Consider the following 23551-nt stretch of genomic DNA (forward strand, 5'->3'; position numbering starts at 1 on the left):
CCGGTACGCATAGCGTTGCCGGGCAGGTTTTTTTAAGGAGCCATCTATGTATATCGGGATTGATCTTGGCACATCAGGGGTAAAAGCAATTTTGCTCAGTGAGCAGGGCACCGTACTGGCCTCACAAACGGAAAAGCTAACGGTGTCGCGCCCGCACCCTTTGTGGTCGGAGCAGGACCCGCTGCACTGGTGGCAGGCCACGGACCGGGCGATTCGCGCTCTCGGTGAACAGCATTCACTACAACAAGTGAAGGCCATTGGCCTGGCCGGGCAGATGCATGGCGCCACGCTGCTCGATAACGAAAATCAGGTACTGCGTCCGGCGATTCTGTGGAATGACGGGCGCTGTGCCGAAGAGTGCGCGTTGCTGGAAGCGCAGGTAAAAAACTCACGGTCGATAACCGGCAACCTGATGATGCCGGGGTTCACCGCGCCAAAATTACTCTGGGTGAAGCGTCACGAACCTGACGTGTTTGCTCGCGTGGCGAAGGTCCTGCTGCCGAAAGATTATCTGCGCTGGCAAATGACCGGACAGTACGCCAGCGATATGTCGGACTCCGCAGGTACGATGTGGCTGGATGTGGCAAAACGCGACTGGAGCGACGAGATGCTCGCCGCCTGCGCGCTGACCCGCGATCATATGCCGGCCTTGTTCGAAGGCAGTGATATCACAGGCACCTTATTGCCGGAGGTGGCGGAGCGCTGGGGAATGGCGCAGGTTGCTGTCGTCGCGGGCGGCGGCGATAACGCGGCGGGAGCCGTGGGCGTTGGCATGGCGGACGCCGGGCAGGCGATGCTTTCCCTGGGAACGTCCGGCGTCTATTTTGCGGTCAGCGAAGGTTTTCTCAGCAATCCTGAAAGCGCGGTACACAGCTTTTGCCATGCGCTACCAGGACGCTGGCATCTTATGTCGGTCATGTTGAGCGCCGCCTCTTGTCTGGACTGGGCCGCTAAGCTGACCGGGCTGGATTCTGTACAGGCGCTGATTGCCGCGGCGGAACAGGCGGATGACAACGCGGGCGATCTCTGGTTCTTACCCTATCTTTCCGGCGAGCGTACGCCGCATAACAATCCGGAAGCCAAAGGTGTGTTCTTCGGCCTGACCCATCAGCACGGACCGAATGAACTGGCAAAATCGGTGCTGGAAGGGGTGGGTTATGCACTGGCCGACGGGATGGATGTGGTGCACGCCTGCGGCGTGAAACCGCAAAGTATCACGCTTATCGGCGGTGGGGCGCGCAGCTGCTACTGGCGACAAATGCTGGCGGACATCAGCGGGCAGCAGCTTGATTACCGCACGGGGGGAGATGTCGGCCCGGCTTTAGGTGCGGCCCGTCTGGCGCAAATTGCCGCCAACCCGGATGTCCCGGCGACCAGCCTGTTACCTCAACTGCCGATTGAACAGCAGCATCTGCCCGATGCCGCACGCCATGCATTGTACCAACCGCGCCGTGAAACCTTCCGCCGTATCTATCAGCAGCTTTTACCGTTGATGTCGTAACGTCTGCGTCCTCCCCGCCTTTGCGGGGAGGATGTTCGTCTGTAATCATCCTGATGATGTCCTTTTTTGGTCTTAGCACCTTGCTTGCTCCTTGCCAGAATAGCCTTACACCCACTGTGTAAGGAGTCCCAAAATGTCACGTACCGCTCTTATCAATATTGATACTCAAATCTCTTTCCTGCATCGCGACAGCTGGCAGGAGGACAATTTCCCCGCCTTTCGCGACGCCATGCTGACCCTGATTGCTGGTTGTATTGCGCGTGATGTCCCGGTAGTGGATATTTTTCATGTCGCTGATGGCGGTCCGTTCGCGCTGGAAAGTGGTTATGTTGCGCCAATGGACTTCTTGCAACATCAGCCTGCGGTGGTCTTCTATAAGCATGTGCATAATGCTTTTACGGATACCGGGCTGGATCACTGGTTGCGTAAAAGTGACATTAACCATGTGATTATTTGCGGAATGCGCACCGAACAGTGCTGTGAAACGACCGCCCGCGTAGCGTCAGATCTTGGCTACAGAGTGACTTTTGTCAGTGAGGCGACGTTAACCTTCCCGATGACGCATAAAGGTATTACGCTGGACTGCGACGCATTGCGTCATCGTACGGAAACGGTGCTGGAAGGCCGTTTCGCCACCGTGAAAACTGTTAGTGAAACACTGGAATCCCTATGACCACCGATGTCTGGTTCGTCATGTTACCGGGCGTGCTGGCGTTGGACATGACCGGCCCGGCAGAAACCTTCTCTCTGGCGGGTGAGGCCTTTCGCCTGCATTACATTGGACCGGACGCTGAGGTGTCGACCTCTATCGGACTGACGATGGGGAATATTGCGCCGTTGCCGGACAGCCTGCCGGAAGGCAGCCTGCTGGTATTGCCTGGCGTTCATCAGTCCGCTCACTATTTTGCCACGCCCCAGGCTGATACTGTCCGCCACTGGCTGATGCGTCTGCAACCGTTGATCCACAGCCAGAAGGTGCTGCTGATGTGTGTCTGTTCCGGTTCGCTACTGGCGGCAAAAGCGGGGCTGATGACGGGGATTCAGTGCACTACGCATCATGATGTCATTGCGCGTCTGAGGGCGGCGGCGCCCGCCGCACTGGTCAAAGAGAATCGGATTTTCATTGAAGACCGGGGGATCTGGACCAGCGCTGGCATCACCTCCGGTATTGATCTGACGCTGCATATCATTCATCGGCTGTGTGGGCCGGAAACGGCGCTGGCGGTGGCGCGCGAGATGGTGGTCTGGTTCCGTCGCTCCGGCGATGACCCGCAGCTCTCGCCGTGGCTGCGCTATCGCAATCACCTTCACCCTGCGGTTCACCGCGCACAAGATGCTCTTAGCGCCGAACCGCAAAAAACCTGGCAACTGGTGGATATTGCTGAGCAGGCGCACGTGAGCCCACGACATTTAACACGTCTGTTCCAGCAACATCTGGGTATCAGTGTGCGTGATTATCTGGAACAACTGCGTCTGGCGGTGGCCGAGCAGTGGCTATTACAAGGGCGGGGTATGGAGCAGGCCGCGATGGCCGCCGGATTTTCTTCTCCCCGCCAGCTGCACCGTGCGCGTCAGCGCGCCGCCGGGTAATGTCGCTATTGGCGTTTTCTGAAAAATGGCCCTCTCCCTCCCGCTTCGCCCCTGTGCCTTTACTATGGGTTACCAAAAAACGGAGGGTATTATTGATGGAAAAAAACGCAGCACATGTTTCTCCCGCGTTCAATATCGTGTCGTGGGTGGCCCTGATGGGAGGCGTGGCGTCTTATCTGGTGGGCTTGTGGAATGCTGAGATGCAACTGAATGAACGGGGTTATTACTTTGCGGTGCTGCTGCTTGGCCTTTTTGCCGCCGCCTCCTATCAAAAAACGATCAGAGACCGTTATGAAGGCATTCCCACCACGCAGGTTTATTACTTTATGTGCCTGATGACCTTCATCATTTCAATCGGCTTACTGCTTGTCGGACTGTGGAATGCGACATTGCTACTCAGTGAGAAAGGGTTTTACGGTCTGGCCTTCTTTCTTAGTCTGTTTGGTATTGTCGCCGTGCAAAAAAATGTCCGTGATGGCTGGGATAAAACCGAGCCGGAAGTCGTGCCCCCTGAGGTGCAGGAATAATTCATCGCCCGGCGCTGACGGCCGGGCTGCTTTTTAGCTCACATACCGCCGTGTATCAATGCGTTGCAGCAGTATCGACAATCCCAGACTGATGAGCAGCGTTGCGGTAAAAATCCACAGGATATCGAGCACTGGCCAGGCCTGAATTTCGACGCCACGGGTTCGCAGCGCATGAATGATCAGGGCATGAAAACCGTAGATTCCCAGTGAGTGGCGGGAAATGATGGCTAATCCCGGTAGCGCCCGCGTACTGAGGGTGTTTTTCACCAGAGTGAACAGGGACATGGCACAGATAAACACCAGCGGGCCACAATAGACATACCAGGTGTCGGCGAAGTTTCCCCGCCATCTCAGTTCATGCAGGGTACCGCGAGAAATGGCAAACGCGGCGACGACAAAAACAATCGCGCTCAGCACCGTAAGCGATTTTTTCTGCGTATCCATCATCCCTAATGCCCGGCCCAGCATGCCATACAACACGTAATAGAACGTGTCGCCATTGATATACAGGTTGATGGGTAACCATTCGAAATGGCCGATTTTTTGCGTCACCGTATTGGGGTTGGCAATAATGCCAATGACAACTATCAGCGCCAGCAGCATCTTCCCGCTCACCTCTTTGACCTGGATGAGCGGCGAGACGAGATAGATAACGATAATCGCAAAGAAAAACCACAGATGATAAAACACCGGTTTTTGTAGCAGGTTTCGGAGCGATAACTCGCCGTTAATCGAGGTAAAAAAGACAATATAGAGAAACGCGAGCGTACTGTAGAACAGCAAACATAAACCGATCCGCAAGAAATGACGCGGTTGGGCGCTGCGTTCGCCAAAAAAGAGATAACCCGAGATCATAAAAAAGAGCGGCACGCTGACGCGAGAAGCGGAATTAAGGAGATTGGCGACCCCCCAGTCGACGGTACTTACGCTGGCTGCGTTAGTCACGTACCAGGCGGTGGTATGGATCATCACCACCATCAAACAGGCGATCCCTCGCAGATTATCAATCCAGTATATTTTCGACGACATCTGTTCCTCAATTTTCCCGTTAAATACCCTCTGACTTACGATTTAAGGCACTTTCTTTCTGGATAAATCCGAGTTTTTCTTGCCTGTACTTGTGATGTTCCGGCAGTTTTGCAAAATTCATTGCTTCGCACTCCTGACTTCTAAAAATAACAGCAGCTTAGCCTGGCGGTAAAAAAATGATGATCAAAAGTATGGTGTCAGCTCTGTTGTTCCTGCTGGTGGCCGGATGCAGCGCGCCACAAGAAATACCTGCGCAACGTGCGCAAAAAGCGAAAGTGAGCCCGGCGCACTCCCTCGAAATGGAACAACTCTGCAAGCAATCTGCGGCGCACCGCTACAATACCGATTCGCAAGATATCGCAGTGACCAGCTTCGAACAGTTTCAGAGTAGCTATGAAATGCGTGGCGTTACCCCCCGGAAGGAAGGTTTTGTCTGCTCTTTTGACCCGGAAGGCCAGTTTTTGCATCTCTCGATGCGCTAGTTCTTCAATTTTCCATAAACAGACCCGTTTCATACTGTATATCTTCCGGTCAGCGGGTATACTGGCCCCTTCCTTTAAATCCACACGTATCCAGCACGAAATCATATGCAAAAGTTTGATACCAGGACCTTCCAGGGCCTGATCCTGACCTTACAGGATTACTGGGCTCGTCAGGGCTGCACCATTGTTCAACCTCTGGACATGGAAGTTGGCGCCGGCACATCTCACCCAATGACCTGCCTGCGTGCATTGGGGCCAGAACCGATGGCGACTGCCTACGTGCAGCCTTCCCGTCGTCCAACCGATGGCCGCTATGGCGAAAACCCGAACCGTTTACAGCACTACTATCAGTTCCAGGTGGTGATTAAACCGTCTCCGGACAACATCCAGGAGCTGTACCTCGGGTCTCTGAAAGAGCTGGGTATGGATCCGACCATCCACGATATCCGTTTCGTGGAAGACAACTGGGAAAACCCGACGCTGGGTGCCTGGGGCCTGGGTTGGGAAGTGTGGCTGAACGGCATGGAAGTGACGCAGTTCACCTACTTCCAGCAGGTCGGTGGTCTGGAATGTAAGCCGGTTACCGGTGAGATCACCTACGGCTTAGAACGTCTGGCGATGTATATTCAGGGCGTAGACAGCGTTTACGACCTGGTCTGGAGCGACGGCCCGCTGGGTAAAACCACTTACGGCGACGTGTTCCATCAGAACGAAGTGGAACAGTCCACCTACAACTTCGAATACGCGGATGTCGACTTCCTGTTCTCCTGCTTCGAGCAGTATGAGAAAGAAGCCCAGCAGTTACTGGCGCTGGAAAACCCGCTGCCGCTGCCTGCATATGAACGTATTCTGAAAGCCGCTCATAGCTTCAACCTGCTGGATGCGCGTAAAGCCATTTCCGTCACCGAGCGTCAGCGCTACATTCTGCGCATTCGCACGCTGACCAAAGCAGTGGCAGAAGCCTATTACGCTTCCCGTGAAGCCCTTGGCTTTCCGATGTGCAACAAGAATAAATAAGAGGCGGCCATGTCTGAGAAAACTTTCCTGGTGGAAATTGGCACCGAAGAGCTGCCACCAAAAGCCCTGCGCAGCCTGGCTGAATCTTTTGCTGCGAACGTGACCGCTGAGCTGGATAACGCTGGCCTGGCGCACGGTAAAATCGAATGGTTTGCCGCGCCGCGCCGTCTGGCGCTGAAAGTGGCGAATCTGGCGGCTTCTCAGCCTGACCGTGAGGTTGAAAAACGCGGTCCGGCGATTGCTCAGGCGTTCGACGCCGAAGGCAAACCAAGCAAAGCGGCAGAAGGCTGGGCGCGTGGCTGCGGTATCACCGTCGATCAGGCTGAGCGTCTGACCACTGACAAAGGTGAATGGCTGCTGTATCGCGCGCATGTGAAAGGCGAGAGCGTCGAGGCACTGCTGCCAGACATGATCGCCACCTCGCTGGCGAAGCTGCCGATCCCGAAACTGATGCGCTGGGGCGCGTCTGACGTCCACTTCGTGCGTCCGGTTCACACCGTGACCCTGCTGCTGGGTGACAAAGTCATTCCCGCCACTATCCTCGGCATCCAGTCCGATCGCGTGATTCGCGGTCACCGCTTTATGGGCGAGCCGGAGTTCACTATCGACAATGCCGATCAGTATCCTCAGATCCTGCTTGAGCGCGGCAAAGTTGTGGCTGATTACGAAGCGCGTAAAGCCAAAATCAAAGCAGACGCTGAAGAAGCAGCGCGTAAAATTGGCGGCAACGCTGACCTGAGCGATAGTCTGCTGGAAGAAGTGACCTCGCTGGTGGAATGGCCGGTAGTACTGACGGCGAAATTCGAAGAGAAATTCCTCGCGGTGCCTGCCGAAGCGCTGGTCTACACCATGAAGGGCGACCAGAAGTACTTCCCGGTGTATGACAACGCGGGCAAGCTGCTGCCGAACTTTATCTTTGTGGCCAATATTGAGTCGAAAGATCCGGTACAAATCATCTCCGGTAATGAGAAGGTCGTTCGTCCGCGTCTGGCAGACGCCGAGTTCTTCTTCAACACCGACCGTAAAAAACGTCTGGAAGACAACCTGCCGCGCCTGCAAACCGTGCTGTTCCAGCAACAGCTGGGTACGCTGCGCGACAAAACTGACCGTATTCAGGCCCTGGCGGGCTGGATTGCCGCTCAGATTGGCGCTGACGTGAATCACGCGACCCGCGCGGGTCTGCTGTCTAAGTGCGACCTGATGACCAATATGGTCTTCGAGTTCACCGACACGCAGGGCGTTATGGGCATGCACTACGCGCGTCATGACGGCGAAGCGGAAGATGTTGCCGTTGCGCTGAATGAGCAGTATCAGCCGCGTTTTGCCGGTGATGACCTGCCGTCTAACCCTGTCGCCTGCGCGCTGGCGATTGCTGACAAGATGGACACCCTTGCCGGTATCTTCGGTATCGGTCAGCATCCGAAAGGCGATAAAGACCCGTTTGCGCTGCGTCGTGCCGCACTGGGCGTGCTGCGTATCATCGTTGAGAAGAACCTTAACCTGGATCTGCAAACGCTGACCGAAGAAGCGGTGCGTCTGTACGGCGACAAGCTGACCAACGCGAAAGTGGTTGATGACGTTATCGACTTTATGCTCGGTCGTTTCCGTGCCTGGTATCAGGACGAAGGCTACACCGTCGACACCATCCAGGCCGTGCTGGCGCGTCGTCCGACCCGTCCGGCAGATTTCGACGCACGCATGAAGGCGGTATCTCACTTCCGTACGCTGGAAGAGGCCTCTGCGCTGGCGGCGGCCAACAAGCGCGTCTCTAATATTCTGGCGAAATCTGACGAGACACTGAACGACATCGTGCATGCGTCCGTACTCAAAGAAGCGGCAGAGATCAAACTGGCGGGCAATCTGGTCGTTCTGCGCGACAAGCTGCAGCCGTACTTTGCCGAAGGCCGTTATCAGGAAGCGCTGGTGGAACTGGCATCCCTGCGTGAGCCGGTGGATGAGTTCTTCGAAAACGTGATGGTGAATGCGGAAGATAAAGACGTTCGTCTGAACCGTCTGACGCTGCTGTCAAAACTGCGCGAGTTGTTCCTGCAGGTTGCGGATATTTCCCTGCTGCAGTAAGTGCGTAGCCGATAACGAAAGACCTGCCTTCGGGCAGGTTTTTTTATGCCCCGAGATATTGCTCAGAACAGTCCTTCTGCGGCCTTCATGCTGGAGAGGGGCTATTTTCACGTGTGCCGATAAATTGCGGTATCAAACTAAACATATATTCTTTAGTGGACGGCGCTGCACGTTTCACGCTGGGGAAGAGGGAATGGCCGTCTGCTGTTTACATGGATTGTATTGCTTGGTTCAGCGGTGGCTGCGCTGTTTGCTAACGATGGTGCGGCCCTGATTTTGACACCGACAGTGATTGCCACGCTGATTATGCTGCATTTGCGGGGTGGGATTTTCAAAAACATTACCCTTGAAATCCCGCCTGCGATACGGCTATCCTTTGTCCCGACGAATCCCTCGTCTCACTGAGGCCGACTGAAAATGGATAAACACACCTGCTGATTTCGAATCCTTGCTTTGCGCATATCGCGAGCAGGGGATGTATTGATTTCATTCAGGAGTGCTTATGGCTCAGTATGCCCAATCCCCTTCATTTATTTTGCATCAGGTCACCTGTCAGTTTGCGACGGGCGTGACGCTTTTTGGCCCGATTTCTCTTTCGCTCGAACCCGCGTTGTGCGGCCTGGTCGGGCGCAACGGCTGTGGTAAAACCCGCTTACTGCGTCTTCTGGCGGGGGTGGATCTCCCTGCATCCGGACATATCGAACGTTTTGGTTCTGTGGCCTACGTTGCTCAACAGCACACCGTATCCCCCTCGACAACGCTGGCTGAATTGCTGGGTTATGACGCGGTTTTTGCCGCGCGTCGACGTATCGAATCGGGTGATTACCTGCCGGAAGATCTTGAACGTCTGGAGGGCTTTTGGGATCTGGAGGAGCGCCTGACGGCGGCTTTTCTGGATGCCGATCTGCCTCCGTTCATCCCGGCGCGGCCTGCGGCAGAATTGAGCGGCGGCGAACGGATACGCGCGCTGCTGTGCGCCGCGTTGATGACAGACGCCGATTACCTGCTGCTTGATGAACCGACCAACCATCTCGACAGGAAAGGTCGGGAATGGTTTTATGCGCGACTTTCCCGTCGGCAGGGAGGGACGCTGGTCGCCAGCCACGACCGGGAATTGCTGTCCCTGATGCCGCGTATTCTCGAATTATCTCCTGCCGGGTTACGGAGCTTCGGCGGCAACTACGCAGACTACCAACGCCAACGCGAAGCTGAACAACAGGCGGCTTACGCCGCGCTGGAGCATGCGGCCACCGAGCGGCGTCGAACCCGACAGCGCCTGCAAAAAGAGCATGATGCAAGCCAGCGACGTTCAGCCCAGACCTTGCGTACTGTCGATACGCTCAACATCGCCTCGTTCGAGCGGGTGAAATACAAAGGGGCAGCGAAGGAGCGAACAGGCACGCTACGTCGACAACATCGTGAACAGAATGAGGCGCTGAATGCCGCAGTTGCACAAGCGCGGGAGAGGGTTGAAGAAGATGCGCCAGTCATGTTTACCCTGCCGGGCAGCCAGGTGGCCGAGGGGAAACAGGTGCTGGTAATGGACAATCTGGTCCTGCCCTATGGCGCGCCGTCTCCCCTCAACTGGCGAATGGACGGGCCGATGCGTGTAGCGATCCGTGGGCCAAACGGTTGTGGAAAATCGACCCTGCTGCGCGTCATGCTCGGAGAAGAAAAACCGCTGGCTGGTGCGTGTCAGGTATCCGTCGCGACGGCATATCTCGACCAGCATCTGTCGCGGCTGGATCTTTCCCTTTCGGTTCTGGCGCACCTTAACGCCGGCGATACGCCGCTGGCGGAGGGGGTACTGCGAACCCGACTGGCGCAGTTGCACCTCGGGGCCGAAAAAGTGACGTTGCCGCTGGCGGCATTAAGCGGTGGTGAGCGTCTGAAAGCGGCGCTGGCCTGCGTACTCTGGCGTCGTGAGGCGACACAGCTGCTCTTGCTTGATGAACCCACCAACCACCTTGATTTGACCTCGACACAGGCGATTGAACTGGCGCTATCGACCTTTCCGGGCGCCATAGTGGTGGTTTCACATGATGAGGCCTTTCTGCAGGCGTTAAATTTAACGCACCAGATAGAGTGGCGAGGAGAAAAATGGCACTGTGAAAGGAAGTAAGAGGGTATTGACCCCCGTCGTTGCGGGGGTTTTGACAGTCATGCTTATTCCATTAACTGTTTACTGAGCATCGGATTTGAATGGATCAGGCGCATCAGTTTCATTTCGGTTGCTGAAGGGCGAACACGTTTTGATTCCCATTCCTGAACCATTGCTACGCTAACACCCATTGCGCGTGCAAAATCATCGATTTTTAACCCAGTGCCACGTCGTAATTGTTCAAACTCATTGAAATAATTAGGCTTTTGGGTCAGGGTAACCGCTTGCGCTACATCTTTTTTAAAGACAATCTGTTCCAGACTGCTCAGCAGCTCAAACATCGGATCTTTATATTCCATTGAGAACTCCTCTAAAAACACACAGCGGATAGTGATACAGCACCAGTAAGAATAGTCGCTAAAACCGCTGGCGTGGGGCAGCGACAAGGATATATCGCGAATAAAAAGGCCTTTCATGCTTTTGAGATGCATATTCAAACGTTTCGCTGAACGTTAATTGCTTGATTACGCAAGCCCAGGAATAAATACGTATTTTTTTGTAAATCGTTAGCAAAAAATCGCATGACGAGACGGCGTGAGGTTTGCCTCGTCGTTAATAAGAAAGCATGGAAAAGGGTATCCTGAGACGCCGACCTGGACTATCCTTGTAAGCCGTCAGGCACGCGTGTTTCGTTGTGCGCATTTTTGGGTGAAAGGAGTATTAAAATGGCGACAGGTAAGTCCTGCTCTCGCTGGTTTGCGCCTCTTGCGGCGTTGTTAATGGTAGTTGGCCTGAGTGGGTGTTTTGATAAAGAAGGCGATCAGCGTAAGGCATTTATCGATTTCCTGCAAAATACGGCGATGCGTAGCAGTGAACGTCTTCCCGCGCTGACGGCTGACCAGAAAAAACAATTTGGCCCCTTCGTCTCTGATTACGCCATTCTGTATGGTTATTCCCAGCAGGTGAATCAGGCGATGGATTCTGGTCTGCGTCCGGTGGTAGATAGCGTAAACGCGATTCGCGTACCGCAGGATTATATGACCCAGCGTGAGCCGCTGCGTCAGGCAAATGGTTCTCTCGGCGTGCTGAGTCAGCAATTGCAGAATGCGAAAGTGCAGGCAGATACAGCCCATGCCGGCCTGAAACAGGCGGATGACCTGAAACCGGTCTTCGAGCAGGTGTATTCGAAAGTGGTTACCGCGCCGGCTAACGCGCTGCAACCGCTGATCCCGGCGGCACAGATCTTCACGCAACAGCTGGTACAGGTGGGTGATTTTATTGCTCAGCAGGGTACGCAGGTGAGCTTTGTTGCCAACGGCATCCAGTTCCCGACCTCACAGCAGGCCAGCCAGTATAATGCGCTGATTGGGCCGCTGGCGTCTCAGCATCAGGCGTTTACGCAGGCCTGGACTGCCACGGTGAATGCGACGCAGTAAGCCTGGGATCCCTGAAAAAAAAGAGGCGACATAATCGCCTCTTTTTTGTTTTTGTTGGGGGACTTACTTGATAACCTGCGGATTAACGCAGTTTTTCTCGACGTTGCCATTCAGCGCATCAATGAGATTATCCACCGCGCAGGCGGCCATACCGTAGCGCGTTTCGTGGGTGGCAGAACCAATATGCGGCAGCGCCACCACGTTGGGTAACGTCAGCAGAGGGGAGTCCACTGGCAACGGTTCCTTCTCAAACACATCCAGACCGGCCGCATGAATCTCACCTTTTTTCAGCGCCTCAACGAGGGCTTTCTCATCGACAACCGGGCCGCGACCCGCATTCACAAAAATCGCTGAGGATTTCATGATGGCGAACTTCTCAGCGTTGATCAGGTGATGCGTTTCCTGGGTATATGGCAGGACGAGAACCACATAGTCAGACTCTTTAAGCAGCGTATCGAGATCGCAGTAGCGGGCCTGGAACCGGCTCTCCGCTTCCTGATGCTGGCGGCGCGCATTATAGAGAATCGGCATACCGAAACCAAAGTGCGCGCGCTGCGCAAGCGCCAGACCGATGCGTCCCATGCCTACGATGCCAAGCGTTTTGTGGTGTACGTCAACGCCAAACCAGTCAGGACCAATGCTCTTCGTCCATTCGCCTTTCTTCACTCGTTCCGCCACTTCCACCACCCGACGTGCGGAACTCAGCACCAGCGCCATGATGGTATCGGCCACGGTTTCGGTCAGCACGGCCGGGGTGTGCATCAGCAGAATCTTTTTCGCGTTCAGCGCGTCCACATCAAAGGTGTCGTAACCCACTGAAATGGTTGATGCGGCACGCAGTTTCGGCATCTTTGCCAGCAGTGAAGCGTCCACCTTTTCACTGGAACCCAGCAGGCCTTCGGCACTGGCGAACGCATCGGCGTGTTGCTCCACCGTTTCCGGTCGCAGGTTGGCCACCTGTGTGACGGTGAAATGCGCTTCCAGGCGACGTTTCAGATCATCAGGCAATGCTTTGTACAGGATGATGGACGGCTTCATGGGTTCTCCCTCGTTAAGATTCAGGCGTGACGAGCGCCAGCTGGATACGTTTTATTGTTAGCAGGCTTAACAATTAAAGTAAGCCACACGGATGCAAAAAGTGCCACCCCCATAAAAATGTACGAGGCTGCCGGGCTGCCTGTGGCGCCATTGAGGTAGCCAACGAACCAGGAGCCGAAGAAAGAACCGAGCGCGCCCATACTGTTGATAAGCGCCATGGCGCCACCCGCAACGTTACGCGGCAGCATCTCCGGAATAATGGCAAAGAACGGGCCGTAGGGGGCGTACATGGCTGCACCGGCGATCACCAGCAGGGTATAAGAGGCCCAGAAGTGGTTTGCGCCGACAGCCCAGGATCCGATAAAGGCGAAGCCGCCAATCAGCAACAGTGGCCAGACAAACAGCTTACGATTTTGCAGTTTATCCGACGCCCAGGAGGCCAGAATCATCGCAATGGTCGCGGCCAGATACGGGACAGATGAAAGCCAGCCTACTTCGACCATACCGAGGTTGGCCCCGCCGTTGCGGATGATGGAAGGCAGCCACAGTACAAAACCGTAAACGCCAATACTCCAGGCAAAATATTGCATACACAGCAGAATAACGTTACGGGAACGGAAGGCTTCGCCGTAATTACGTACCGCTTTGATACCTTGCTGTTCCTGATCTAACTGTGTTTGCAGGGCAGATTTTTCGTCCTCTGACAGCCAGCCAACTTGAGTCGGTTTGTCACGGACCAGCATCCACCAGGCAAAGGCCCAGATGATGGCGGGAACCCCTTCGATGATGAACATTTCGCGCCAGCCGAGCGCCTGAATCAAATATCCTGAGACCACAGACATCCACAACACGGTGACCGGGTTACCGAGGATCAGGAAGGTGTTGGCGCGTGAGCGTTCCGATTTGGTAAACCAACTGCTGATATAGATCAGCATGGCGGGCATGACCGCGGCCTCTACCACGCCGAGAATAAAGCGAATGGCGGCGAGCATGGGGATATTGGTGACCATCCCGGTCAGTGACGCACAGCCACCCCACAGAATCAGGCAGACAAAAATCAGTTTGCGAACACTGCGGCGCTCCGCATAAATCGCGCCGGGGATCTGGAAGAAGAAATAGCCCAGAAAGAACAGCGCCCCGAGAAGGGAAGAGACCCCTTTGGTAATACCTAAGTCGTCGTTGATCCCGGCGGCTGAGGCGAAACTAAAGTTCGCCCGGTCGAGGTAGGCCAGACTGTAAGTGATGAAAACAATCGGCATGATGTAAAGCCAGCGTTTTGCTGCATTTGTCGAGCTTTTCATAATGTTGCCTCTATGGTTGAGGTTTGCGCCGCCTGTTTGTAGGGTCCAGGGGGGCTTTGTTTTTTTGTGAGGAGCTTTCCCCCTCACCCTAACCCTCTCCCTCGAGGGAGAGGGGATCAGTGCTGCGATGTATTTCTCCCTCTCCCGCCGGGAGAGGGCTGGGGTGAGGGGGGAATTACTCGCCCAACTCTTCCCGAGTAGGCAGTCCCTCGCTATCCCCTAATACCTGGATGGCAAGCGAGCCAATCTTATTGCCGCGCCGTACGGCCTGGTGCATTGTCTTACCTTCCAGCAGAGCGCTAATCACCCCGACGGCGAAACCATCCCCTGCACCGACGGTATCGACCACGTTATCCACTTTTACCGGGGCGACCGCGCCTTGTTCGCCACTGGCGGTTTTGTACCAGGCGCCATCCGGACCGGTTTTGATCACCACCGCTTTTACGCCACGCTGCAGATAAAAATCAGCGATACCTTCCGGCGACTGCTGTCCGGTCAGGATCACGCCTTCTTTCAACCCCGGTAACACCCAGTCGGCCTGGAAAGCGAGGCGGTTAAGTTTCTCTACCATCTCCGCTTCGCTTTTCCACAGTACCGGGCGCAGATTCGGGTCGAAGGAAATGGTCTTACCCTGTGCTTTCATTGCCGCTGCCGCATGTTCCAGTAGTTCATACGATGTCGCAGAGAGCGCGGCCGCAACGCCGCTCAAATGCAAGTGGCGCGCTTCGTTGAATGCCGCGGCGTGAAAATCCTCCGTTGAAAGGTGGCTGGCCGCCGATCCTTTGCGGAAATACTCTACAATGGGATCGGTTCCATTTTCGGCTTTCGATTTAAGCTGATAGCCCGTTGCGTAGCGCCCATCGACAGTGACACCGCGAGTGTCAATATTCTCTTTTTTCAGCGAGTTAAGAACAAAACGTCCAAAACTGTCATCGCCTACGCGGCTGATCCAGCAGACATTCATCCCCAGTCGCGCCAGGCCTGTAGCCACATTCAGCTCCGCGCCCGCAACGCGCTTCACAAAATGTTCTGCATCGGCAAGCTCGCCGGTTTCTGTGGCGACAAACATGGCCATGGCTTCGCCAATCGTGATGACATCAAGCGAGTTAGGCATGGCGTTACTCCTCACGTAACAAATCGACGTAGTGACGGGTGACGGCGGTCAGGTCGTCGCCTTCAAGTGGAAACTCAATCCCGCGCGGGGCATCGGGCGGCAGCTGGTTTAACAGGGCAAGCCAGCGTTCATCGGCTTTATCCGGCGCCACGGCGCGATAATTCTCATGGTGTGGGATGGCTGCCTTCACATGAATATAGCTCACCGCAGGGGCCAGAAGATGAGCAGCCGCTTCCGGCGACTCGCCGACCCATACCCAGTTGCCGGTGTCGAAGGTGAGCGTCACCGGTAGCGCCATGACAGAGTAGGCGGCTTTAAAACGCTGCATGGGCGCCAGTTGCCCGCATTCGGTCTGGTCGTTTTCCACCACCAACGCCATTCCGCTCTCGTCGAGCCAGCCACGTAAGGTTTCCAGCACGTCTTTACGCTGATAATGACCGAGTGAGACTTTGAGCCACAGCGCCTTGAGCGTGCGCGCTTCTTCAAGCAGAGCAGGCAGGTGCGGGTTCAGGGAGCCATCTTCCAGGCACAAGGCTTGTGGCGCCGAGTAGCAGGCCAGTAAACGGTGGGCTTCGATGGTGGCAGCAAGCGTTGGCAGGCTGCTCAATTCTTTATCGCTTAACAGTTCGCGGCGTATCTCCACGCCGTCTGCGCCTGCGTTGGCAATCAGCGGCAGGACGGCGCACTGGCCGCCCATCGCGTTAATTTGTTCGCTGCCATAGGCGGCGGTGACAACGATGATTTTTCTTTTCATCTTCCGGCTTCCCAGGAGTTAAAGACAATTTGCTTGTCTTTAACGCTAGATGGAACCGGTTCCAAAGAAAAGCGCGGTGCATCGAATTTATGATCGTCATCACGAAGGTTAATTATCGCGCAGTTGAACCGCGCACGATGAGCTCCCCGGAAAAGACCCGCTCGCGGACGGTATCGCTATTGCCTTCGATACGCTCAACGACTTGTTCTACAGCGGCATAGCCGATTTGCCAGGTCGGCTGTTTGAGAGTGGTGATGCCCACACCGGCCAGCTCAGCCCATTCCAGCTCATCAAAGCCAAGCAGGCCGATATCGCTACCCCAGTGCAGACCGATACGTTTTAATGAGCGGGCGACCTGCAGCGTCAGTGCGCCGTTGGCGGAAATAACGGCTTTACGCATCCCGCGATGGCTGGCGTGAAACTGGCGTAGCACGTTATCAATCTGGCTGCTTTCATGCAGCGGCGTTTCGGCGTTTTCGGCCACCGTGCCGGGGTAGCGGGCAAGCGTTGCGCGAAAGGCGTCCAGGCGTTCCCGGCGCGTATTCACCGTTCCCAGCGGTTCGCTCAGAAACAGCAACGCTTCAAAGCCCTGTTCAATCAGGTGCTCGGTGGCGGTGGTGGCGGCCTGGGTATTGTCTAACCCTACGACATCACAGGCAAAATCGGGGATCTTGCGGTCAATCAGCACCATGGGCAGAGAAGATTGCTGCAGCCGGTTGAGCCCCTCTTCGCGCATCCCGACGGCGTTCACCACGATGCCCTCCACCTGATAGCTACGCAGCAGGTCCAGGTAGTGCAGCTCCTGATCGACTTCGTTGTTGGTATTACAAACCAGCGGGGTGAAGCCCTTTTCCCGACAGGCTGCCTCAATACCGCTCAGCACATGCACGGAATAGGGGTTGGTGATATCCGCGATAATCAGGCCAATCAGGCGGGTACGACCATGCTTGAGATTGCGCGCCATCAGGCTGGGACGGTAATCGAGTTCGGCAATGGCATGTTCGATCCGCGCCAGCAATGCATCCGACAGAAGATGTTTTTCACCGTTCAGATAGCGTGAAATGCTGGTTTTGCCCGTTTTTGCCGCTTTCGCGACATCGCTTATCGTCGGGCGCGTCGTTTTCGCCATAAGTGCTTCCCTCGCGGTAGTTGTGAGACCACACGATAGCGCGAAAATCCGCACTGGCAAGGGGGAACATACCGCTTATCGCCTTCTGCGTGGCTATCATGCCGTTTAATTCTTTGCCAATTCGCCGCGCGTGTGGATGATAGAGCGCGACATTGATTATTTCACAAGACAGCGAGATGACGCTGTCGCCACCTGCATGCATCAGGAGCGCGCTTTGGCAAACTCTGCAGTTAAAACAGTTCTTACGGCAGCCCACTGGGGGCCGATGTTGGTTGAAACCGACGGCGAAACGGTGCTCTCTTCACGCGGGGCGCTTCCCACCAATCACCCTAACTCTCTGCAAACGGTGGTGCGCGACCAGGTCCACAGTAAAACCCGCGTCCGTTTCCCGATGGTACGTAAAGGCTTCCTGGCGTCTCCGGACAGCCCGCAGGGCGTTCGCGGAGAGGATGAGTTTGTCCGCGTCTCCTGGGATGATGCGCTTGCCCTCATCCATCAGCAGCACAAACGGATTCGTGAGGCGCATGGTCCGGCATCCATTTTCGCCGGATCTTACGGCTGGCGGTCGAACGGTGTGCTGCATAAAGCGGCGACACTGTTGCAGCGTTATATGAGCCTTGCCGGTGGCTATACCGGCCATCTGGGGGACTACTCTACCGGCGCGGCGCAGGCGATCATGCCGTATGTGGTCGGCGGCAACGAGGTGTATCAACAACAAACCAGCTGGCCGTTAGTCCTGGAGCACACCGATGTGGTGGTGCTGTGGAGCGCTAACCCACTAAACACGCTGAAAATCGCGTGGAACGCCTCCGATGAGCAGGGTATCGGCTATTTCGATGCTTTACGCAAAAGCGGCAAACGTCTGATCTGCATCGATCCGATGCGATCGGAGACGGTCGATTTCTTTGGCGAGAGCGTGGAGTGGTTAGCGCCGCATATGGGCACTGATGTGGCGATGATGCTCGGTATCGCCCATACACTGGTGGAAAATGGCTGGCAGGATGAGGCTTTCCTCGCGCGCTGCACGGAAGGCTATAGCGTCTTTGCTGACTACCTGACCGGGAAAAGCGACGGCGTGGCGAAAACGGCAGAGTGGGCGGCGGATATTTGCGGTATTCCGGCGGCGAAAATTCGCGAACTGGCAAAACTTTTCCACGAAAATACCACCATGCTGATGTCCGGCTGGGGAATGCAGCGCCAGCAGTTTGGCGAGCAGAAACACTGGATGCTGGTGACGCTGGCGGCGATGCTGGGCCAGATTGGCATCCCCGGCGGCGGTTTTGGCCTGTCGTATCATTTTGCCAATGGCGGTAACCCCACGCGCCGGGCGGCGGTACTGGCATCCATGCAGGGTTGCGTTAAAGACGGTATTGAGGCGGTCGAAAAAATCCCCGTGGCGCGCATTATTGAAGCGCTGGAAAAACCGGGAGCGTTCTATCAGCACAATGGTATGGATCGACACTTCCCGGAGATTAAGTTTATCTGGTGGGCAGGCGGTGCCAACTTTACCCACCATCAGGACACTAACCGGCTGATTCGCGCCTGGCAGAAGCCGGAACTGGTCGTCATTTCCGAGTGTTTCTGGACCGCCGCCGCAAAGCACGCGGATATCGTACTGCCTGCCACCACATCGTTTGAACGTAACGATATGACCATGACGGGCGATTACAGCAACCAGCATCTGGTGCCGATGAAGCGTGTGGTTCCCCCGCGCGATGAAGCGCGTGACGATTTCGAGGTGTTCGCCGATCTCAGCGAGCTTTGGGAGCCGGGCGGACGCGAGCGCTTTACAGAAGGGAAGAGCGATCTGGCGTGGCTGGAAACCTTCTACGACATCGCCCGACAGCGCGGCGCGAGCCAGCAGGTTACGTTGCCGCCGTTTGCCGAGTTCTGGGAAGCGAATGCCCTGATTGAAATGCCAGAAAGCGAAGAGAATGCCCGCTTTGTACGCTTCGCTGATTTCCGTCGTGACCCGCAGGCGCATCCGCTCAAAACCGACAGTGGCAAAATTGAAATCTACTCGGCGCGCATTGCCGGTTTTGGTTATGCCGACTGCCCGCCGCATCCAATGTGGCTTGAGCCGGATGAATGGCATGGCAACGCCCGACCGGAACAGTTGCAGCTTCTTTCCGCTCACCCTGCGCATCGTCTGCACAGCCAGCTTAACTATTCGTCACTTCGCGAGCAGTATGCAGTGGCGGGGCGTGAACCGGTGACGCTGCATCCGCGCGACGCGAAAGCGCGCGGTATTGCTGATGGCGATCTGGTCCGCGTCTGGAACCAACGCGGACAGGTGCTGGCTGGCGCGGTGGTCAGCGAAGGGATCAAACCCGGCGTGATTTGTATCCACCAGGGCGCATGGCCGGACCTTGAGCGCACCGAAGGGGGGATCTGTAAAAACGGCGCGGTTAATGTGCTGACAAAAGATCTCCCCAGCTCAAAGCTGGGGAATGGCTGTGCGGGGAATACCGCACTGGTATGGATGGAAAAATACAGCGGTCCGGCGCTTACGCTGACGGCGTTTGACCCGCCTGCCAGTTCATGATCCAGGTCGGGTGCTGCGTCTCTTCCTGCCAGGCGCTGTCTTCTATGCGAAAGCCCTGCGCGTGATAGAACTTCACCGCCCGCTCGTTTTTCTGATACACCTCCAGGCTTAAGGCATTAAAGCGCTGCTTGACGTGGTCAAGCAGCGCGGTGCCGATCCCTTTGCGTAGCGCCTTCGGGCTGACGAACAATGCCCCGATATACTGTGAATCCATCACGCTGACAAAACCGTATAGCTTACCTTCTTCCTCCCAGACCCAGGTACGGGCCGACGGGAGGTAAACTTCGCGCACCAGCATCTCGCTGTCTTGCCAGTACGTTTGCGCAATAAACGGGTGCGCGTAGGTGGTGCTTTCAAGCCACAGGCGCAACAGAGGAGATAAATCTTTACTGTGCCACTCGCGGATCATGCCGGCCTCCGGGATGACAGAAACAGTCTGTAATATGGTCATTAACCAAACCGCAGGCTTGCATAAAGGAGTAGCAGATGGTGGTGCCGACAAATTTGAAGCCGCGTTTCTTTAACGCTTTTGAAAGCGCGTCGGAGGCGGGCGTTGAGGTGGGGATATCACCGAGTGCGGCGGCCTGGGTAATTTGCGGTTCGTTATCGACAAACGACCAGACAAACGGGGCAAAAGGTTCGCCATTTTGCTCCATGGCAAGCCAGGCGCGGGCGTTGCCGATAATCGCCTCAATTTTGCCGCGATGGCGAATAATCCCGGCATCCAGCACCAGGCGCTCGACATCATCCGGCCCCATCGCGGCCACTTTTTCAGGATCGAACTGATGGAAGGCATTACGGTAGTTTTCGCGTTTTTTAAGCACCGTAATCCATGATAAACCGGCCTGTTGTCCTTCAAGACAGATCATTTCAAACAGCTTTTTACCGTCCATTTGCGGGACACCCCATTCTTCATCGTGATAAGCCAGATAAAGCGGGTCTTGAGTCACCCAACCACAACGCTGCATATCCTTCTCCGTTGCTGATGTTGATCAAAATTATGTATGTTGCAGGCTTGACGTGCCTGCGAAAAAGATAATAGTTAGGTAAGGGATATCTACCCTCGCCTTTGCCCAACAAAAACGATAACAATTACGCCGGTTTGGCTCTTTTGTGGAGTCGCATTGATGAAAATTAAATACAGTGGCCGTTTGATAGCGGTAGTGCCTGCTTGTCTGCTTTTCAGCCATTCGGCATTTGCCTGGCAACAAGAATATATCGCGATCGATTCGCAAAATAATATGCCGCAACGCTATACATGGGATAGCGATCACCAGCCGCGTTATAACGATATCCTGGAAGAACGCATTCGCTCAGCGCAGAGTGGGCCTGGCGTTGCCTTTAATCTGCCAGATAAAACGCCGATGGATGCCGTCAGTACAATGAGTATTGGCCTGAATATTCCATTATCAACGAATGTGATGACCGGGCCGGTGGCAGTATGGCATTACGACGGTTCAACGACGTCAATGTACAATGAATTTGGCGACAGCGCGACTTCACCGCAATATAGCGATCCGCTCTGGCACGCAACCATCAGTTCACTGGGATGGCGCGTGGATAGCCATATGGGTGACTTTCGTCCATGGGCGCAAATTAGTTACAACCAACAGTTCGGTGAAAACGTCTGGAAATCGCAATCCGGGCTGAGCCGTCTGACCGCCGCGAACCAGTACGGCAACTGGCTCGATGTGTCCGTCGGCGCCGATATGCTGCTTAATCAACATTTTGCCGCTTATGCTTCCATGTCACAGTCGGAAAACTGGATAACCGGGCCAAATTACCTCTATAGCATGGGGGTTAGCGCGCGTTTTTAAGAACATCTAATACAAAATGATCACAATTAAGAAACAATAAGCACGCGCCCTGCATTGATAGTATGTACTAACTTACCCGATAAATTGTGGCGACTCCGTTTTCCGTAATGTCATTCATTCCTGCCTGAATGCATTTCATTCCCCGCTTACTGCATTTCATGCCTTTTTAGCCCTGGCATGAAATGCGCTTCGTTATGGTTGTCAGCAGTGAATTCCCTTAATTTCCTCTGCAGGACAACTGCCATGAATACATCATCCTTGAATCGCACACGCTGGCTCACGCTGGCTGGCACCATCATCACACAATTTGCGTTGGGATCTGTTTATACCTGGAGCCTGTTTAATAGTGCGCTGGCAGATAAGCTGGGCGAGCCGGTAAGTCAGGTTGCGTTTTCATTTGGTCTGTTAAGCCTCGGGCTGGCGTTATCCTCCTCTGTGGCCGGGAAACTGCAAGAACGTTTTGGCGTGAAACGCGTGACCATAGCCTCTGGCGTTCTGCTGGGAATCGGCTTCTTCCTGACTGCTCACGCCAGCAGCCTGACCATGCTGTGGCTGAGCGCGGGCGTGCTTGTGGGTCTCGCAGATGGCGCCGGATACCTGCTTACCCTTTCCAACTGTGTGAAATGGTTCCCGGAGCGTAAAGGACTGATTTCTGCTTTCTCCATCGGGGCTTATGGCCTGGGCAGTCTGGGTTTTAAATTCATCGATAGCCACCTGCTGGCCACCGTTGGCCTGGAACAGACTTTCATGATCTGGGGAGCGATGACGCTGGTGATGATTGTTTGCGGCGCGATGCTGATGACTGACGCGCCGCAACAGAAAACAACCACGGTCAATGGCGTGGTGGAAAATGATTTCACGCTGGCGCAGTCCATGCGTAAACCACAATACTGGATGCTGGCGGTGATGTTCCTGACCGCCTGTATGAGTGGTTTGTATGTGATTGGGGTAGCGAAAGACATTGCCCAGGGCATGGTGCATCTGGACGTGGCAACGGCCGCTAATGCGGTAACGGTTATCTCTATTGCGAATCTGAGCGGCCGTCTGGTGCTGGGCATTCTGTCCGACAAAATCGCCCGTATTCGTGTTATTACGATTGGCCAGGTGATTTCACTGGTTGGGATGGCAGCCCTGCTGTTTGCGCCACTGAATGCGGTTTCCTTTTTCGCAGCGATTGCCTGCGTGGCCTTCAACTTCGGCGGCACCATTACCGTATTCCCGTCGCTGGTCAGCGAATTCTTTGGTCTGAATAACCTGGCGAAAAACTACGGTGTGATTTACTTAGGTTTTGGTATCGGCAGTATTTGCGGTTCGATTATCGCTTCGCTGTTTGGCGGCTTCTATGTCACCTTCTGCGTCATTTTCGCTCTGCTGATTGTCTCACTGGCACTGTCCACGACCATCCGTCAACCGCAGCGCAGCGTTTATAAACCGGCGCACGCCTGATTCCTTCCTGTCTTCGAAAACGCCGCCGTCAGGCGGCTTTTTTATTACCCTTATGTGCCCCTTTACCGGGACTCTCTTTGGTAGCGGCTATTCTTAATAGCAGGTCTTCCAACAGAAGGAGTCGCGTATGTCATTAGAAAAAGTCGTGTATCGGGCGAAGGCGAAAGCCACCGGAGGCCGCGATGGCAGAGCTGTCTCGTCCGATGGCGTTCTGGATGTAAAACTGGGCGTGCCAAAAGAGATGGGCGGCGCCGGTGGGGAGGTGACGAACCCGGAGCAACTGTTCGCCGCCGGGTATTCCGCCTGTTTTCTCGGGGCGCTAAAACATGTCGCGTCGGTGGAAAAACAGCGCCTACCGCAAGAGGCTTATATTGAAGGTACAGTCGGTATTGGGCCTTTGCCGACCGGGTTTGGTATTGAAGCCCAACTGGATATTCACCTGCCGGGAATGGATCATCAGATAGCGCAGGAACTGGTGAAAAAAGCCCATATAGTTTGCCCTTATTCCAACGCTACCCGCGGCAATATTGACGTTAAACTGAACGTGATCACCGCCTGAATACTATTCATGGGGTGATTAACCTATTTCCGGTTATATATTTTTGTAAATGTATGACCGGATCACAACTCAGACAGACACTTTTT

22 protein-coding genes and 1 pseudogene are annotated in these 23551 nt (G+C 55.1%); 14 read left to right on the forward strand and 9 right to left on the reverse strand.

Annotation, left to right across the window (positions count from 1 at the left end; translation table 11 throughout):
* Nucleotides 1-46: 46 nt before the first annotated feature.
* The 4 genes from xylB to yiaA all read left to right on the forward strand — a co-directional run bounded on the left by xylB (nt 47) and on the right by yiaA (nt 3618).
* Nucleotides 47-1501, forward strand: a complete 1455-nt coding sequence (gene xylB / locus L2097_RS17965) for a xylulokinase (protein WP_250353419.1) — start codon at nt 47-49, stop codon at nt 1499-1501.
* 133 nt (nt 1502-1634) lie between these two features.
* Nucleotides 1635-2174: an isochorismatase family protein gene (locus L2097_RS17970; protein WP_085005055.1), complete on the forward strand. Its 540-nt coding sequence runs from the start codon at nt 1635-1637 to the stop codon at nt 2172-2174.
* Nucleotides 2171-3091, forward strand: a complete 921-nt coding sequence (locus tag L2097_RS17975; RefSeq protein WP_085005054.1) for a GlxA family transcriptional regulator — start codon at nt 2171-2173, stop codon at nt 3089-3091. The genes L2097_RS17970 and L2097_RS17975 overlap by 4 nt, the downstream gene beginning before the upstream one ends.
* Before the next feature lie 95 nt (nt 3092-3186).
* Nucleotides 3187-3618, forward strand: coding sequence for an inner membrane protein YiaA (gene yiaA / locus L2097_RS17980; protein ID WP_047372653.1), 432 nt, complete (start codon nt 3187-3189; stop codon nt 3616-3618).
* A gap of 33 nt (nt 3619-3651) precedes the next feature.
* Here the strand turns inward: yiaA and L2097_RS17985 are convergent, their stop codons facing one another.
* Nucleotides 3652-4647 (reverse strand): acyltransferase, encoded by a 996-nt coding sequence (locus L2097_RS17985; protein WP_250353420.1) that lies wholly within the window; start codon nt 4645-4647, stop codon nt 3652-3654.
* Nucleotides 4648-4823: 176 nt separating this feature from the next.
* On the opposite strand from L2097_RS17985, the gene L2097_RS17990 reads away from it, so the two are divergent.
* From L2097_RS17990 to L2097_RS18010, 5 genes and pseudogenes are all read left to right on the forward strand, one after another.
* Nucleotides 4824-5129: a YsaB family lipoprotein gene (locus L2097_RS17990; protein ID WP_172399027.1), complete on the forward strand. Its 306-nt coding sequence runs from the start codon at nt 4824-4826 to the stop codon at nt 5127-5129.
* A gap of 105 nt (nt 5130-5234) precedes the next feature.
* Entirely contained in the window at nt 5235-6146 is a 912-nt protein-coding gene (gene glyQ / locus L2097_RS17995; protein WP_004126458.1) for a glycine--tRNA ligase subunit alpha, read from the forward strand.
* A gap of 9 nt (nt 6147-6155) precedes the next feature.
* Nucleotides 6156-8225, forward strand: a complete 2070-nt coding sequence (glyS, locus tag L2097_RS18000) for a glycine--tRNA ligase subunit beta (RefSeq protein WP_250353421.1) — start codon at nt 6156-6158, stop codon at nt 8223-8225.
* 156 nt (nt 8226-8381) lie between these two features.
* A pseudogene (locus tag L2097_RS18005) lies at nt 8382-8573 on the forward strand (ArsB/NhaD family transporter); the annotation flags it as partial.
* 154 nt (nt 8574-8727) lie between these two features.
* Complete coding sequence (locus L2097_RS18010) at nt 8728-10347, forward strand: ABC-F family ATP-binding cassette domain-containing protein (RefSeq protein ID WP_250353422.1); 1620 nt, start codon at nt 8728-8730, stop codon at nt 10345-10347.
* Between the two features lie 44 nt (nt 10348-10391).
* Here L2097_RS18010 and L2097_RS18015 read toward each other — a convergent pair whose 3' ends face one another.
* On the reverse strand, nt 10392-10685 hold the full coding sequence (locus L2097_RS18015; protein ID WP_250353423.1) for an HTH-type transcriptional regulator: 294 nt from the start codon (nt 10683-10685) through the stop codon (nt 10392-10394).
* A 366-nt stretch (nt 10686-11051) separates the two neighbouring features.
* On the opposite strand from L2097_RS18015, the gene L2097_RS18020 reads away from it, so the two are divergent.
* Nucleotides 11052-11762 (forward strand): DUF3053 domain-containing protein, encoded by a 711-nt coding sequence (locus tag L2097_RS18020; protein WP_047372658.1) that lies wholly within the window; start codon nt 11052-11054, stop codon nt 11760-11762.
* A 63-nt stretch (nt 11763-11825) separates the two neighbouring features.
* On the opposite strand, the gene ghrB is transcribed toward L2097_RS18020, so the two are convergent.
* The 5 genes from ghrB to L2097_RS18045 all read right to left on the reverse strand — a co-directional run bounded on the left by ghrB (nt 11826) and on the right by L2097_RS18045 (nt 17098).
* The gene (ghrB, locus tag L2097_RS18025) at nt 11826-12800 is read right to left on the reverse strand and encodes a glyoxylate/hydroxypyruvate reductase GhrB (protein WP_250353424.1); all 975 of its coding nucleotides are present in this window, start codon (nt 12798-12800) and stop codon (nt 11826-11828) included.
* 20 nt (nt 12801-12820) lie between these two features.
* Nucleotides 12821-14101 carry an MFS transporter gene (locus L2097_RS18030; RefSeq protein ID WP_047372660.1) on the reverse strand — a complete coding sequence of 427 codons (1281 nt, stop codon included), beginning with the start codon at nt 14099-14101 and terminating at the stop codon, nt 12821-12823.
* 175 nt (nt 14102-14276) lie between these two features.
* Nucleotides 14277-15215 (reverse strand): sugar kinase, encoded by a 939-nt coding sequence (locus tag L2097_RS18035; protein ID WP_085005051.1) that lies wholly within the window; start codon nt 15213-15215, stop codon nt 14277-14279.
* A gap of 4 nt (nt 15216-15219) precedes the next feature.
* The gene (locus L2097_RS18040) at nt 15220-15969 is read right to left on the reverse strand and encodes a sugar phosphate isomerase/epimerase family protein (protein ID WP_250353425.1); all 750 of its coding nucleotides are present in this window, start codon (nt 15967-15969) and stop codon (nt 15220-15222) included.
* 112 nt (nt 15970-16081) lie between these two features.
* Nucleotides 16082-17098 (reverse strand): LacI family DNA-binding transcriptional regulator, encoded by a 1017-nt coding sequence (locus L2097_RS18045; RefSeq protein ID WP_085005050.1) that lies wholly within the window; start codon nt 17096-17098, stop codon nt 16082-16084.
* Between the two features lie 196 nt (nt 17099-17294).
* On the opposite strand from L2097_RS18045, the gene L2097_RS18050 reads away from it, so the two are divergent.
* The gene (locus tag L2097_RS18050; protein WP_284454060.1) at nt 17295-19643 is read left to right on the forward strand and encodes a molybdopterin guanine dinucleotide-containing S/N-oxide reductase; all 2349 of its coding nucleotides are present in this window, start codon (nt 17295-17297) and stop codon (nt 19641-19643) included.
* Here L2097_RS18050 and L2097_RS18055 read toward each other — a convergent pair.
* Both L2097_RS18055 and tag read right to left on the reverse strand, forming a co-directional pair.
* Nucleotides 19606-20052 (reverse strand): N-acetyltransferase, encoded by a 447-nt coding sequence (locus L2097_RS18055; RefSeq protein ID WP_085005049.1) that lies wholly within the window; start codon nt 20050-20052, stop codon nt 19606-19608. The genes L2097_RS18050 and L2097_RS18055 overlap by 38 nt on opposite strands.
* Nucleotides 20030-20611: a DNA-3-methyladenine glycosylase I gene (tag, locus tag L2097_RS18060; protein ID WP_142517209.1), complete on the reverse strand. Its 582-nt coding sequence runs from the start codon at nt 20609-20611 to the stop codon at nt 20030-20032. Before tag ends, L2097_RS18055 begins: the two co-directional genes overlap by 23 nt.
* Before the next feature lie 159 nt (nt 20612-20770).
* Between tag and L2097_RS18065 the strand changes: the two genes are divergently transcribed.
* From L2097_RS18065 to L2097_RS18075, 3 genes are all read left to right on the forward strand, one after another.
* Nucleotides 20771-21460, forward strand: a complete 690-nt coding sequence (locus tag L2097_RS18065) for an autotransporter domain-containing protein (protein ID WP_250353427.1) — start codon at nt 20771-20773, stop codon at nt 21458-21460.
* Nucleotides 21461-21703: 243 nt separating this feature from the next.
* The gene (locus L2097_RS18070) at nt 21704-22906 is read left to right on the forward strand and encodes an L-lactate MFS transporter (protein ID WP_250353428.1); all 1203 of its coding nucleotides are present in this window, start codon (nt 21704-21706) and stop codon (nt 22904-22906) included.
* 127 nt (nt 22907-23033) lie between these two features.
* Nucleotides 23034-23465: an organic hydroperoxide resistance protein gene (locus tag L2097_RS18075; protein WP_047372669.1), complete on the forward strand. Its 432-nt coding sequence runs from the start codon at nt 23034-23036 to the stop codon at nt 23463-23465.
* The last annotated feature ends 86 nt before the right edge of the window (nt 23466-23551 follow it).

Origin of the sequence: Citrobacter sp. MNAZ 1397 (genome assembly GCF_023613995.1) — a bacterium.
GTDB lineage: Bacteria > Pseudomonadota > Gammaproteobacteria > Enterobacterales > Enterobacteriaceae > Phytobacter > Phytobacter ursingii.